The sequence below is a fragment of the Methylobacterium sp. Gmos3 genome (genome assembly GCF_056430985.1).
Genome location: NZ_JBWJYL010000007.1, coordinates 286,945 through 300,442, shown reverse-complemented (window position 1 = coordinate 300,442; position 13,498 = coordinate 286,945). Strand labels below are relative to the sequence as shown.

The 13,498-nt window shown below is 70.3% G+C and carries 16 protein-coding genes; 1 reads left to right on the top strand and 15 read right to left on the bottom strand.

Annotated features, from left to right (window positions below; all coding sequences use genetic code 11):
- Positions 1 to 17: 17 nt before the first annotated feature.
- From ACS5Q7_RS16660 to ACS5Q7_RS16650, 3 genes are read right to left on the bottom strand one after another with little or no spacing between them, the layout of a single operon-like run.
- Positions 18 to 299: a hypothetical protein gene (locus ACS5Q7_RS16660; protein ID WP_478340409.1), complete on the bottom strand. Its 282-nt coding sequence runs from the start codon at positions 297 to 299 to the stop codon at positions 18 to 20.
- A gap of 56 nt (positions 300 to 355) precedes the next feature.
- Positions 356 to 1,591, bottom strand: coding sequence for a class I SAM-dependent RNA methyltransferase (locus ACS5Q7_RS16655; RefSeq protein ID WP_478340408.1), 1,236 nt, complete (start codon positions 1,589 to 1,591; stop codon positions 356 to 358).
- Entirely contained in the window at positions 1,588 to 2,325 is a 738-nt protein-coding gene (locus tag ACS5Q7_RS16650; RefSeq protein WP_478340407.1) for a TlyA family RNA methyltransferase, read from the bottom strand. Before ACS5Q7_RS16650 ends, ACS5Q7_RS16655 begins: the two co-directional genes overlap by 4 nt.
- A 78-nt stretch (positions 2,326 to 2,403) precedes the next feature.
- On the opposite strand from ACS5Q7_RS16650, the gene ACS5Q7_RS16645 reads away from it, so the two are divergent.
- A complete protein-coding gene (locus ACS5Q7_RS16645; RefSeq protein ID WP_478340406.1) occupies positions 2,404 to 2,949 on the top strand; it encodes a superoxide dismutase family protein in 546 nt (181 codons plus the stop codon).
- On the opposite strand, the gene yciA is transcribed toward ACS5Q7_RS16645, so the two are convergent.
- The 12 genes from yciA to ACS5Q7_RS16585 all read right to left on the bottom strand — a co-directional run bounded on the left by yciA (position 2,942) and on the right by ACS5Q7_RS16585 (position 13,486).
- Positions 2,942 to 3,349 (bottom strand): acyl-CoA thioester hydrolase YciA, encoded by a 408-nt coding sequence (yciA, locus tag ACS5Q7_RS16640; RefSeq protein WP_478340405.1) that lies wholly within the window; start codon positions 3,347 to 3,349, stop codon positions 2,942 to 2,944. The genes ACS5Q7_RS16645 and yciA overlap by 8 nt on opposite strands.
- Positions 3,350 to 3,359: 10 nt before the next feature.
- On the bottom strand, positions 3,360 to 3,497 hold the full coding sequence (locus tag ACS5Q7_RS16635; protein ID WP_243952376.1) for a hypothetical protein: 138 nt from the start codon (positions 3,495 to 3,497) through the stop codon (positions 3,360 to 3,362).
- Between the two features lie 103 nt (positions 3,498 to 3,600).
- Positions 3,601 to 4,017: a PIN domain-containing protein gene (locus ACS5Q7_RS16630; protein ID WP_478340404.1), complete on the bottom strand. Its 417-nt coding sequence runs from the start codon at positions 4,015 to 4,017 to the stop codon at positions 3,601 to 3,603.
- A gap of 3 nt (positions 4,018 to 4,020) precedes the next feature.
- On the bottom strand, positions 4,021 to 4,257 hold the full coding sequence (locus ACS5Q7_RS16625; protein ID WP_478340403.1) for a type II toxin-antitoxin system Phd/YefM family antitoxin: 237 nt from the start codon (positions 4,255 to 4,257) through the stop codon (positions 4,021 to 4,023).
- A 66-nt stretch (positions 4,258 to 4,323) separates the two neighbouring features.
- Positions 4,324 to 4,509, bottom strand: coding sequence for a YegP family protein (locus ACS5Q7_RS16620; RefSeq protein ID WP_243952373.1), 186 nt, complete (start codon positions 4,507 to 4,509; stop codon positions 4,324 to 4,326).
- A 94-nt stretch (positions 4,510 to 4,603) separates the two neighbouring features.
- Entirely contained in the window at positions 4,604 to 6,139 is a 1,536-nt protein-coding gene (locus tag ACS5Q7_RS16615) for a DEAD/DEAH box helicase (protein WP_478340402.1), read from the bottom strand.
- 251 nt (positions 6,140 to 6,390) lie between these two features.
- On the bottom strand, positions 6,391 to 8,088 hold the full coding sequence (locus tag ACS5Q7_RS16610; RefSeq protein WP_478340401.1) for a sensor histidine kinase: 1,698 nt from the start codon (positions 8,086 to 8,088) through the stop codon (positions 6,391 to 6,393).
- A 135-nt stretch (positions 8,089 to 8,223) separates the two neighbouring features.
- On the bottom strand, positions 8,224 to 8,979 hold the full coding sequence (gene trmB / locus ACS5Q7_RS16605) for a tRNA (guanine(46)-N(7))-methyltransferase TrmB (protein ID WP_478340400.1): 756 nt from the start codon (positions 8,977 to 8,979) through the stop codon (positions 8,224 to 8,226).
- 7 nt (positions 8,980 to 8,986) lie between these two features.
- Positions 8,987 to 10,165, bottom strand: coding sequence for a methionine adenosyltransferase (gene metK / locus ACS5Q7_RS16600; RefSeq protein ID WP_478340399.1), 1,179 nt, complete (start codon positions 10,163 to 10,165; stop codon positions 8,987 to 8,989).
- A gap of 141 nt (positions 10,166 to 10,306) precedes the next feature.
- Positions 10,307 to 10,711 carry a helix-turn-helix domain-containing protein gene (locus tag ACS5Q7_RS16595; RefSeq protein WP_478340398.1) on the bottom strand — a complete coding sequence of 135 codons (405 nt, stop codon included), beginning with the start codon at positions 10,709 to 10,711 and terminating at the stop codon, positions 10,307 to 10,309.
- Positions 10,712 to 10,889: 178 nt separating this feature from the next.
- Entirely contained in the window at positions 10,890 to 12,572 is a 1,683-nt protein-coding gene (locus ACS5Q7_RS16590; RefSeq protein WP_478340397.1) for a B12-binding domain-containing radical SAM protein, read from the bottom strand.
- Positions 12,573 to 12,679: 107 nt separating this feature from the next.
- Positions 12,680 to 13,486: an SDR family NAD(P)-dependent oxidoreductase gene (locus ACS5Q7_RS16585; protein WP_478340497.1), complete on the bottom strand. Its 807-nt coding sequence runs from the start codon at positions 13,484 to 13,486 to the stop codon at positions 12,680 to 12,682.
- Between the last annotated feature and the right edge of the window lie 12 nt (positions 13,487 to 13,498).

Here is a 13,498-nt window from a genome sequence, read left to right as displayed (position 1 = left end):
CGCGCTGTCCGCGCGGCTCAGTTGCAGCCGCTGCAGATGCTGTTCTCGATCCGGTTCGTCTGGCTGCGCTCCTCCCGGCGCTCGCGCGCGGAGGGAACCTCACCCGGTCCCATCGACGTGCCCGGGGGCTTCGTCACGCCGAGGCTGTTCGTGTTGGGGGCCGTGATGGTCGAGCGCGGGCCGCCTCCCGTGCCGGTCTCGTCCGGGGCCACTCGGGCTTGAGCCAGGGCCGAACCCGGCAGGACGAGCGAGATGATCAGCAGGGCAAGGCGCTTGTGGGAAAGGCTTTTGGCACGCATCGTCCGGGTCTCCGTCGCCGGGCAAAACGTGCGATGCGCGCGGCAGTTGCCTCGCCCTATCGCTTCGGCTTCTCCCGCCGGAACAGGCCGACCATCTCGACATGGCCGGCGTGGCGGAATTGATCGACCGGCGTCACCCGCTCCAGCCGATAGCCCCCCGCGACCAGGGTCGCCGCATCGCGCGCGAAGGTGCCGGCATCGCAGGCGACGCCGACGACGAGGGGCACGATGGAGGCGGCAAGCTGCTTCGCCTGCGCCTCGGCGCCCGCGCGGGGCGGATCGAACACCACGGCGTCGTAGGCCTTGAGTTCGAGGGGCAGGAGCGGGCGGCGGAACAGGTCGCGCCGCTCCTGGGTGATGCGCTTCAGGCCGGTCGCCGCCCGCACGGAGCGGTCGAGCCCGGCGAGCGCCGAGGCCTCGCCCTCCACCGCGTGGACGGAGGCCCGGCTCGCCATGGCGAGCGCCAGCGGGCCGCAGCCGCAGAACAGGTCGGCGACCTTCTTCACCTTCGGGCCGAGGGCGTCGAGGACGAGGCCGGTGAGCACCGCCTGCCCCGCCGCCGTCGCCTGAAGGAAGCCGCCGGGTGACGGGAAGAGCCGCCCGCCTTCGCCGGAGACCGAGACCGGCTCCGCCTCCATCAGCCGCTCACCGTGAAGGGAAAGCCGGGCGAGGCCGAGTTCCCCCGCGATGCGCACGAGGGCGGCACTCGAACCCGGAGAGACCGGCCCGTGGCCGCGTATGTCGACGTCGAGCCCCTGGTCGGTGGCGGTCATCGCCACGTCGAGGGGCTTGCGCCCGCCGCCGATCGGCACCGACAGGGCGCGGGCGATATCCGGCGCGCGGTGCAGGGCCAGCACGGTGATCGGGCAATGATCGAGATCGACCAGGGCGTGGCTGCGCGCCTCCATCAGCCCCGCCTCCGTCCGCCCTTCGACGAAGCGGACATGCAGCGTGATCCGCCGTCGCCCCGCCCCGTGAGCGTCGAGGGTCGGCTCCGGCGCCACGGGAAGCCCCGCCTGCGCGAGGCCGTTCGCCACGATCCCGCGCTTCCAGGCGAGCTCCGCATCGCGGGCGAGGTGCTGCGTGCGGCACCCGCCGCAGCGCATGAAGTAGGGGCAGAACGGCTCCACCCGCTCCGGCGACGCCCGCTCGATCTCCACGAGTTCGGCCCTCTGGCCCTCCCGGCGGATCGACGCGCGCTCCCCCGGCAGGGTGTAGGGCACGATGGTGCCGTCCTGCGCGATGCCGTCGCCGCGTGCGCCCAGGCGGATGATCTCGACGCTTTCGCTCACGGCAGCTTCGCCCCAATCAGGAATTCGACATTGCCGTCCCCACCCTCGACGGGCGACGGCACGAGGCCGAGGATCACGGCCCCCCGGCCTTCCAGGAGCCCGCGCACCATCGCGCAGACCTCCGCATGGATCTCGGGATCGCGGACGATCCCGCCGCGCCCGACCCGCTCGCGCCCCGCCTCGAATTGCGGCTTGATCAGCGCGACGAGGGACGCCCCCGGCGCCAGCAGCGGCCACAGGGCCGGCAGGACGAGTCGCAGGGAGATGAAGCTCACATCGACACTCGCCAGGCGCGGGGCCGGATCGAGGCTGCCGGGTTCGAGGTTGCGGATATCGACACCCTCGCGGCTCGTCACCCTCGGATCGGCCCGCAGGCGCGGGTGGAGCTGATCGCGCCCGACATCGACCGCGTCGACATGGGCCGCCCCGCGCGTGAGCAGCACATCGGTGAAGCCGCCGGTCGAGGCGCCGACATCGAGGCAGGGCAGGCCCGCCGGATCGAGGCCGAAGGCGTCGAGGGCGGCGCTGAGCTTCAGCCCGCCGCGCGAGGCGAAGGGGTGCTCGGGCTCCGCCTCCACCGACGCGCCCGGCGGGATCGTCTCGGAGGCGCGGGCGAGCACGCGCCCGCCCACCCGCACGCGCCCGGCGCGGATGGCGGCCTGCGCCCGGGCGCGGCTCTCGAAATGGCCGTGCTCCACCAGATAGAGGTCGGCCCTCTGCCGCTCGCGGGTCATCGTGCTCCGGTCTCATGCGGGGGTGTCGGCGCCGCCCGCGACCCCTACCTAACCGCGGCCAGAGAAGAGGGCCATCGCATGACACGCACGTTGACGCTGCTCGCCGCACTGGGATGTTTCGCGGCAGGCGGGGCTCTGGCGCAGGAGCCAGCGAAGGACGCGGCCAAACCCGCCACCCCCGAGACCTATGAGAGCCCGATCAAGAACGCCAAGGGCGATACGATCGGCAAGCTCGCGATCCGCGACGGGGCGAATTCCCTGGTCATGCGCGTCACCATCCAGCCCGGCGGCCTGCCGCCCGGCTGGCACGGCATCCATTTCCACGCGGTCGGAGATTGCTCCGATCCGAAGTTCATGAACTCCAAGGCCCACGTGAATCACGATCAGAGCAAGCACGGCCTGCTCAACCCGGACGGGCCGGACGAGGGCGACCTGCCGAACATCTTCGCCAATCAGGATGGCTCGGCCAATGCCGAGGTCTCGTCCGAGACGGCCCTGACCGGCGAGGGCGGGCTGAAGGATGGCGACGGCTCGGCGCTGATCATCCACGCCAACGAGGACGACCACACCACCCAGCCCATCGGCGGCGCGGGCGACCGCATCGCCTGCGGGGTGATCAAGTAGAAATCGCGCGCGGGCGGCCCTCGTCGTCGATGGCGACGAAGGTGAAGGTCGCCCGCGTGACCTTCTCCCGGTGCTGGGTACGGAAGCGCCGCGCCCAGGCCTCGACCTCGATCTTCATCGAGGTGCGGCCCACATGCGACACGCGGGTATAGACGCAGAGCACGTCGCCCACGGAGACGGGGCGCAGGAAGGTCATGCCGTCGAGGGCCACGGTGACGACCCGGCCCCGCGCCCGCTCGACCCCGGCGATGCCGCCCGCCTGATCCATCTGCGACAGCACCCAGCCGCCGAAGATGTCGCCGTTGGCGTTGGTGTCGGCGGGCATGGCGATGGTGCGCACCGTCAGGTCGCCCTGAGGCATCCCCTCGGTGGTCTCGTCCGCAGTGCCGGAAACCTGCATCGGGCCGCCCTCAAGGAAACACCCCGGCGAGCGTGAGCCCCGCCGCGACGAACACGAACACCGCGCACAGGATGCAATCGAGCGGGATCGATTGCCAGAGGTCACGCGACGCACGCGCCTCCGCGTGACGCTCGGCGATATCGTTCATGGCGAAAGGTCCGCGTTTCCTCGCGGCCAGCCGGATCTGACGCCGACCGTGCCGAACCGGCACCATAGCGCAGGGCGGGCCCGGACGCGATGGGCGGTTCGCGTCACTTCTCCGGCGTCGTCAGCCACGTCTCCACACGAAGGTCGGGCACGCGGGAGAACTCGCGGAGATTGTCCGTCACCAGCGTTGCGCCGATGGCGACGGACTGGGCGGCGATCCAAGTGTCGTTTGCCCCGATCGGCGTGCCCTGCCGTTCGAGATGCGCGCGGATGCGGCCATAGCAACGGGCCGTCTCCGCATCGATCCCGACCACGGGAATGCGCTCCGTCAGAGCGGCCAAGTTGGCGCGGTTGCGGTCGCCATAGGCGCTCTTCTCCGCGCCGAACTCCAGTTCGCCCAGCACGATGGTAGAGAGGCGCAGCGCCGCCGCCGGTTCGGCTTCCAGGCGCCTGCGTACCTCACGGTGTCCCTTCAGCGCGGCGATGACGATGTTCGCGTCCAGCAGGAACAGGAGCGGCACGGCTCACGCGTCCCAGGACGCCACCGGTTCCGCCGGAGGGTCCTCGGGCGCCGTCAGATCGATCGAGTCTGCGGAGGGCCAGAAGTCGCGGAACAGGTCGGCCGCACTCCGGGGGTGATCCGGGACGATCCGCGCCACGATCCTGCCATGGCGCGTCACGGCGATTTCCGCGCCGGCCTCGACTTCGGCCAGCAGAGCCGAGAAATGCGCCTTGGCCTCGACGATCGGAACGCTCCTCACGCCACCCTCCAGAGAATGACCATATGGTCATAATATCGGCGGCGTGAGGAGGGAGTCAAACGGCTCTCAGGCGATCTTCGTCGTCATGTCCTCGATCTTCGCCTCGGCGCTCTGGCGCACGAGGTTGATGCCGTGCTCGCAATCCTCGCGGCGGACATAGCCCTCGCCCGATTCGGCGATGATCTCGCCGTTGCGGGCGCGCAGGCGCCAGCGCCATTGGCCGCCGGCATCCCGGTAGAGTTCGAAGCGCATCACCGTCTCCCACGAAAAAGGCCGCGACGCGGGACGCGTCGCGGCCGGGTGGCCTCAAGATAAGGTCGATGCGGCCCGTCGGAAGACGGGGCGGTTACGAGCGCGGGGCGCGGTCGAGCCAGCCGATGCTGCGGCCGTCATTGCCGCCACGGCCGGACGCCTCGCCCTGGCGCGGACGGTTGTCCCGGCCGGAGCGCGGCTGCTGCGGGCGGGCGTCGCGGCCCTGGCCGTCACGACCCTGCGCCGGGCGAGCGCCCTGCGCGGGGCGGCCGTGCGGACGTCCCTCGGCCGGACGCGCCTGGCCGTTCTGACCCTGGCGATGCTGGCCGGGGCCGGCACCGGGACGGGAGCCCTCGGCGCGACCCTGCTGCGGACGGCCCTGGCCCGGACGGCCGCGACCGTCCTGCGGGCGAGCGCCGCGCGGCTGCTGCTGCTGGCGCGGGGGCCGGCGGGCCTCCTCGCGGGCGATCTCGGCGGCAGCCTCGCCGGAGGGAGCCGTGAACCCCTCGGGGAAGCCGACGACCGGCACCTTCTGGCGGGTCAGGCGCTCGATGTCGCGGAGGTAGGCGCGCTCCTCGTCGTTGCAGAACGAGATGGCGAGACCATCCTTGCCGGCGCGGGCCGTGCGGCCGATCCGGTGGACGTAGCTCTCCGGCACGTTCGGCAGGTCGAAGTTCACGACGTGGCTGACGCCATCGACATCGATGCCGCGCGCGGCGATGTCGGTGGCGACGAGCACGCGGCACTCGCCATCGCGAAAGGCCTGGAGGGCGCGCTCGCGCTGGGGCTGGCTCTTGTTGCCGTGGATGGCGGCGCCGGCGATGCCGGACTTGTCGAGGCCACGCACCACCCGGTCGGCGCCGTGCTTGGTACGGGTGAAGACCAGCACCCGGTCGATGGCCGGATCGCGCAGGATGTGGGCGAGCAGCGCCTGCTTCGCGCCGGTATGGGCGAAGATCACCTGCTGCTCGACGCGCTCGGCCGTGGTGGCGACGGGCGTCACCGCGACCTGCACCGGGTCATTGAGGTACTGCGCGGCAAGGCCGGCGATGTTCTTCGGCATGGTGGCCGAGAAGAACAGGCTCTGGCGCTTCGCGGGGAGCATCCGCACGATGCGCTTCAGGGCGTGGATGAAGCCGAGGTCGAGCATCTGGTCGGCCTCGTCGAGGACGAGGATCTCGACGCCTTCGAGGGTCAGCGAGCGGCGGTCGACGAGGTCGATCAGCCGGCCCGGCGTGGCCACGAGGATGTCGACGCCCGGCGCCAGCGCCCGCTCCTGGCGGCCGATGGTGACGCCGCCGAACACCACGGTGTTCGTGTAGCGCAGGTGCTTGCCGTACTCGGAGAACGAATCGGCGATCTGGTTGGCCAGCTCGCGGGTCGGCGACAGGACGAGGACGCGGCAGCCGCGACGGGGCGGGCGGCGGTCTTCCAAGCTGAGGCGGTGGAGGATCGGAAGGGCGAAGGCGGCGGTCTTGCCGGTGCCGGTCTGAGCGATGCCGCAGAGGTCGCGGCCTTCCATGGCGGGGCGGATGGCCTGCGCCTGGATCGGCGTCGGCGTGGTGTAGCCGGCCTCCTCGAGCGCCCGGAGCACGGGCGTGGCGAGGCCGAAATCGGAGAATTGAGTCAAGGTGATATCCGTCGCAGCAGACCGGCCGGCCGCGCGAGAGGCTGCGGCACCGTTTGGGCGGTCCATCGAGTGGGGAAAGCCCGCGTGATGGGGCCGTCCGGGTGCATGCACGTTATGAAGAGGGGGGCCGGACCGCGGCGCTGAAGCCCGTCCGTCACGCAGCCCCCTCAGGCGGTCCATCGATGCGGCCGCTGACGCTGCATGCCGCATATGCTGCGCTGCGGCGCGGAAGTCAATGGCGGAGCCCTGCTTCAGGCCAGCGGGTTGAGGCTCGCGTTCCGCACCGGCAGCGGCGCGCGCATGGTGAGGGAGAACCCGTCGGGCGAATAATCGGTCGTCACCTCGGCCTGGACCTGGGTGATCAGCACCCGGTGCAGCAGCCTTGAGCCGAAGCCCTGGCGGCGGGGCGGTTGCACCACGGGTCCGCCGCTCTCGCGCCAAGTGAGGCGCAGCGTGCCGGCGGGGCCGCCGGGTTCCAGACCCCAGGCGACGGTGACGCGGCCGGTGCGGTTCGAGAGCGCCCCGTACTTCGCGGCGTTGGTGGTGAGCTCGTGGATCGCCATGCCCACCGGCACCGCGATGTCGGAGGGCAGATCGATGGATGGCCCTTCGAGGACGACGCGCCCGTCCTCGCCGCCGGCCTCGGCCACCTCGGCGTAGGGGCGCAGTTCGTTGACGAGGAGGCCGGTGAGGGAGGCCGTCTGCCACGTCGCCTCGGTGAGAACCGAGTGGGTGTGGGCCAGCGATTTGATGCGGCCGACGAACGCCTCATAGAAGCTGTCGATGTCGGTCGCCGTCCGCGCCGTCGAGCCGACGATGGCCTGCACCGTGGCCAGGGTATTCTTCACCCGGTGGTGCAACTCGCGGATCAGCAGGGTCTGCCGTTCCTCGGCGAGGCGGCGGTCGGTCACGTCGGCGACCACGCCGATCAGGCGACGGGGCAGCCGGTCGGGGGCGTCGCGCTCGAACCGGCCCGCCATGTCGATGGTGCGCCACGCCCCATCGGACTTGCGCCGGATGCGCCCGCTGATGTGGAGGTCGCGGTCCTCGCGCAGGGCCGCCGAGATCGCCTTGCGCACCGCCGCCCGGTCGTCGGGATGGAGGATGCCGCTCAGGAACTCGGTCTTGCCGATCGTGCCGTCCTCGGGCGCGTGCCCGAAGATCTCGTACATGCGGTCATTCTCCCAGACCGCGTGGTCGTCGAGCATGTGCCACTCGAAGATGCCGAGCTTGGCCACCGCCGTCGCGGCGCGCAGGCGGTGGTCGTGGGCCTGCAACTCGCTGCGGGTCTCGATGCGGGTGGTGATGTCCTGCACCACGCCGACCATGCCGCTGAACGCGCCCGCCTCGTCGGTGAGGGCCTGCCCGCTCACCTGCACGACGATCCCGCGCCCCTCGATGGCGAGGCGCGTCTCGAACCGGTAGGGCTCCAGGCTCTCCACCGCCGCTTCCATCAGCCGCGAGACCCGCTCGGGCTCGATGAGGAAGGGCCGCAGCACGCCCCAGGTGACGGAACGTCCCGGCGGCTGGCCGAGGATGCGCGCGGCCCGGTGGGACAGGGTTAGGTCGCCGCTCGCCCGGTCCCAGCGCCATTCGCCGAGCCCGGCCGCGGCCATGGCATCGCGGTTCGCCTCGGAATGGGCGGCCTCGTCCGGGTCTACCGCCTCGACCACCAGCGTGTCGCCGGAGCGGCGCACGCGCACGTCGATCTCGACGCCGTCCGCCCGCTGCCAGACGCGGATGCCGGACTGGAGAGAGGCCGCATCGGCGGCGAGGTCCGAGACGGGCGCCCCGTCGAGGCTGCCCGACGGCCGCGCCAGGAGGGCGTGCAGCGCCGGATTGGCCACGAGCACGCTCTCGCCGTCGCCCGCGAGCAGGGCGAGGCCGACCAGCGCGCCATCGAAGGCCGCTTGGCGCGCGTCAGTCGCGTGCTTTGTCCTTCCCGTCACGCCAGGAATCCTCGGACGCGCGGCTCGACCGGACCGAAGCGTCCTCAGCCGCCATCCATTCCAGCCACCCCGCGCCCCAAGGATGGGGCTCAAGCGTGGCGGCGGCAAGGCTGCCTGTGTCGCCGGGCCGACTTGTCAGCGGGTATTCCGGACGAATTCGAGGTAGGTCGGGCGCCGTCCGGTGGCGATGGCCTTCGCCTCGTAGCGGGTGCCGGGCCAGCCGGGAAAGGGCTGCAACCAATCGCGCGAGGTGGCCGCCTCCCAGCGCAGATCGGGGCAGCGAGCGACCCGCGCCAGGGTCCATCCGGCGTAATCGTCGATGTCGCTGGCGAAGCGGAACACGCCGCCATCCTTCAGGAGGCGGGCGATCTGGGCCAGGGATTCGTCGGAGACGAAGCGCCGCTTGCGCTGCCGCCGCTTCGGCCAGGGATCGGGATAGAGTAGGCTGACCTGCCCGAGGCAGGCATCCGGCAGGCGGGCGAGAAGCGGCGCCACGTCGCCGTCGCGGACGCGGACGTTGGGCAGGCCCCGCGCCTCGATATCGGCGAGGAGCTTCACCACGCCGTTCACGAACGCCTCGGCGCCGATGAAGCCGATCCCGGGGTGTGCGGCGGCGCGGGCGGCGAGATGCTCGCCGCCGCCGAAGCCGATCTCGAGCCAGATCTCCTCCGGCGGGGCATCCATCTGCCCGAAGAGGGTCCGGGGAACGATCCGGCCGCCCCCCGGCGGCAGGTCGATCCTCAGGGCCGGCAGCAGGGTTTCGAGGCGGGTTTCCTGCGCGTCCCGCAGGCGCTTGCCCTTGCGACGGCCGAAGAAGGCGCGATCCGCCTCCTCCGGGCCGTCATCGTGTTCACCCTCCAGCGCGGGAGGGACATCCGCCCTCCCGGTCATGGCAGGGTCAGGCGAGGGTCGAGCGGAGCTTGTCGGCGAGGTCGGTGCGCTCCCAGGAGAAGCCACCATCCGCCTCGGGCGCCCGGCCGAAATGGCCGTAGGCGGCGGTGCGGGCGTAGATCGGCTTGTTGAGGCCGAGCGCCGTGCGGATGCCGCGGGGCGAGAGATCGATGGCGTCCATCAGGACGGATTCGAGCTTGGCTTCGTCCACCTTCCCCGTGCCGTGCAGGTCGACGTAGATCGACAGCGGCTTCGAGACGCCGATGGCGTAGGAGAGCTGGATCGTCGCCCGCGAGGCGAGGCCGGCGGCCACCACGTTCTTGGCGAGATAGCGCGCGGCGTAGGCGGCCGAGCGGTCGACCTTCGTCGGATCCTTGCCGGAGAAGGCGCCGCCGCCATGCGGAGCCGCACCGCCGTAGGTGTCCACGATGATCTTGCGGCCGGTCAGCCCGCAATCGCCGTCGGGGCCGCCGATCACGAACTTGCCGGTCGGGTTGACGTGCCAGACGGTGCCCTCGTTCACCCAGCCCTGCGGCAGGGCCTTGAGGATGTAGGGCTCCACGATGGCGCGGACGTCGGCCGAGTCCAGGCTCTCGTCGAGGTGCTGGGTCGAGAGCACGATCTGCGTCACCTCGACCGGGCGGCCGTTCTCGTAGCGCACCGTCACCTGGCTCTTGGCATCGGGCCCGAGCTTGGCGGCATCGCCATCCTTGCCCTTGCGGGCGTCGGCGAGGTCCTTGAGGATCTTGTGGGCGTAGAACAGCGGGGCTGGCATCAGCTCGGGCGTCTCGTCCGAGGCGTAGCCGAACATGATGCCCTGGTCGCCGGCACCCTCATCCTTGTTGCCGGCCGCGTCCACGCCCTGGGCGATGTCGGCCGACTGGGCGTGCAGGTAGATCTGCACGTCGTTGTTCTTCCAGTGGAAGCCGTCCTGCTCGTAGCCGATGTCCTTCACGGCCGCGCGGGTCAGTTCCTCGAGATCCTTGAAGGTCACCGAATCGGGGCCGCGCACCTCACCGGCGATCACGACGCGGTTCGTCGTGGTCAGCGTCTCGACGCCGAGCCGGGCCTCCGGCATGGCGGCGATGTAGGCATCGACGACGGTGTCGGAGATGCGGTCGCTGACCTTGTCGGGATGTCCCTCGGACACCGATTCGCTGGTGAAGAGGTAATTCGAGCGCGCCATCGGTTCTCTCGTCGCCTAGTGGTCGCGGGCGCCCGGCCGTCGCGGCTCCGCACCCTTAGGGCGGGCCTTTTCCCACCCGTCTTTCGCACGGTCAAGACGATACATCGAACTCGTTCGTTTTAAAGGACGACAGTGTGTCCTTCAGGGGCGCAGTCGACGCTCCAAAATGTGAACGGCGGCGGCGATGTCCCGTCGCTTGTCGTCCGGGAAAGTCTCGTTGATGTGGCGGCCCACGAGGTCGGCGAGGCCGGTCAGCCCGCCCTCTACGAACGGAACCTGTGCCTCTTCGGCAAACCCGTCCGGTCCCGCTTCGTTATTCGGCATACCCCGGAAGAAGTACTCCATCGGGACGCCGATCATCCGGGAGAAGATATCGAGATGGACCGCGCTGATGCGGTTGGTCCCCTTCTCGTATTTCTGGAGTTGTGCCGCGGACATGCCGAAGCTCTGAGCGACCCGGCGTTGAGTCAGCGAGGCCTTCCGCCGCTGCTCGGCGATTCGCTGCCCGATATAGACGTCGCGCTGGTCCGTTTTCTGGCCTGCCATCGAGAAACTCTCGGACCTCCTGACTGCTTCCGGACCCACACGGTGAGGCGCGAGTTCCCGCAAGCTTAGCCGCCCGCTGACAATTTGTCACGGCGCCGGTCGAAGCCGTCCGCGCGCAATCCCATTTGCGGTTACGAAGGTCACGACTTTCTGAACGTTGGACCTTCGCCGGAGCCCATCAGGCCACAGCCGCGAAATGCTCCACCGCGACTTTCCCCACCTTGCCCCTGGTGCCGCCCTCCACGTCCGGCGCCAGGACCGGCGGCTGCACCCAGGTCCCGGCATCGATGGCGGCGACGCGGGCGTCGATCTCCCGCATCACGTAGCGGGAGAACGGATAGACGTGGAGGTAGATCACGATGTTCGTGACCACCGCCTCAAGCGCGGCCGGGTTGCGCCGGGCCGTTTCGGCGAACACGCTCCAGGCGTGCTTGGCGAGGTCCGGCCGCCGCACGGTGATCCGCCACATGATCCGCGTGAGGGAGGCGAGATCCTTCGCGACGGCCCCCCAGCGGATCCGCTGCGCCGTGAAACGCGGCCGGTTCAGGCGGCGTCCGAGTTCGCGCACGCGGGCGAAGAAGGCCTCCGGCTCGTAGACCTGTTCCAGCACGCCGCGATAATCGGCCAGAACGTCCCGCTGCGGGCGTGAGGTGACGAAGTTCAGCCCCTGGGTGCATTGATCGCCCTGGTCGGCCGTGGTCTCGGCGTAGTTCGCGTAGAGACGCCCCTCGCGCCGCAGCCGCCGGGAGAGCTGCGTGTTCGGCAGCGCGAACAGCAGCCCGACCATGGCGATGGGAATGCCCGTGTCGGCGATGCAGGTCGCCATGGCGCGGGTGATGCTGTCCTTCTCGCTGTCGAAGCCGACGATGAAGCCCGCCGTCACGAACATCCCGGCCTCGTAGAGCTTGTGCACGCTCTCCGCGATGGACCGGCGGGTGTTCTGCTTCTTCTGCGTCTGGATCAGCGTCGCCTCGTCCGGCGTCTCGATGCCGGTGAACAGGGCGAAGAAATTCGCCCGACGCATCAGGTCGAGGAGTTCGTCATCGTCCGCGAGGTTGAGGGACGCCTCGGTCGAGAACTTGAACGGGTAGCCGTGCGCCTCCTGCCACGCGATCAGGTGGGGCAGGAACAGCTTGATCGCCTTCTTGTTGCCGATGAGGTTGTCGTCGACGAAATCGACATGGCCGCGATAGCCGAGCGCGAAGAGGCGATCGAGTTCGGCCAGCATCTGCGGCGCGGTCTTGGTGCGCGGCGAGCGGCCGTAGAGCTCGATGATGTCGCAGAACTCACAGGTGAACGGACAGCCGCGCGAGAATTGTACGCCGATGTAGAGGTAGTGGCTGAAGGTCAGCAGGTCGAAGCGCGGGATCGGGCTCTGCGTCACGTCCGCCTTGAACTTCGCGGCGGTGAAGCGGCCCTCGCGCTCGCCGCGCTCCCAGGCGGCGATGAAGTCCGGCAGGATCCCCTCGGCCTCGCCAGCCACGATGAAATCGGCGCGATGATAGACCTCCGGCGTCGAGGTCGGCGCGGGTCCGCCGACGCAGACCGGCGTGCCGAGCGCCCGGCACCGCTCGATGATGCCCAGGCAATCCGGCTCCTGCGGCAGCATCCCGCCCGTGAGCACGAGGTCGGCGGCACGGATCGCGTCGTCGGTGAGGGGCTCGCAATTGGCGTTGATCAGGCCGATCTGCCAGCTATCTGGCAGCATTGCGGCCAAGGTTATCAGGCCCAACGGAGGCGCAGCAGCGCGGGCGCCCTGAATCTCCATGGCTTCCTTGAAGTTCCACATCGAGTTTTCGTAGAACTTCGGGAACACGAGCAGAACCCGCGGAGCCGTGTTCACGTCCGACTTACGGTCCATCAGTGCCTCGCAACCTGAGCCGAGGAAAATAAATCCTTCGGCATCATAACACCCCACGGCAAAAACCCTGAGCTGCAATTGAGGCCGTTTTGCGCGGGCGCGCTCGATCACCCGATCTGCAGTCGCTCGGGCTGGGTGCCGTTCACATCGGTGAAGCCGTAGCGCCGGGCGAGGTCGCCCGCATGGAGCACCTGACCGGCGACGGCCGACACGCCCGGGTCGGCGGCGAGCGCCGCGAGCGCCCGGCCGGCATAGAGCGGGGTCTCTTCGGGCACATCGCCCTCGCCGATCTCGCGCGCGCGCTCGGTCGCGACGGCGCCGGGCGAGAGGCCGAGCGCCGTCACCCCATGGGGCGCGAGTTCCCGGGCGAAGGCCAGGGCGAGGCGGTTCTCGGCGGCCTTGGCGGAATCGTAGAACACGTCGCCGAGATAGGCCTCCGCCGTCCCGAACGAGACCAGGGCGAGCAGCCCCGAACGCGCGGCGACCATGGCCGGCGCCACGGCGCGGGCGAAGAGCAAAGCCGGCAAAGGTCCGGCCTGCATGAAGGCGAGATAGGGTTCGGCCGAGCGTCGCCAGAACGGCGTGCCCCAGGCGGTGCCGTCGGCGTAGCGCTCGCCGTCGAACCCCTCGTTCCCGCCCCAGACGGCGCAGGCGGCGACATCGATCCGGCCGAAGCGACGGAGCACCCAGTGGACCATCTCGTCCGTCGCCCGCTCGGAACGGTGATCGCAGAGGTAATGGTGGCCCCTCCCCCCGGCGAGGTCGACCATCCGGGCGGTGTCCTCGACGGCCTCGGAGCGCATCTCGGTACGTGGCCCGGTCTCGCTCGACCGGGCGGTGACGATGACCGTCGCGCCGCCCTCCCCCAGGGCCTGGGCGAGACCCCGCCCGACGCCCCGCGAGGCGCCGGCCACGAGACAGACCTT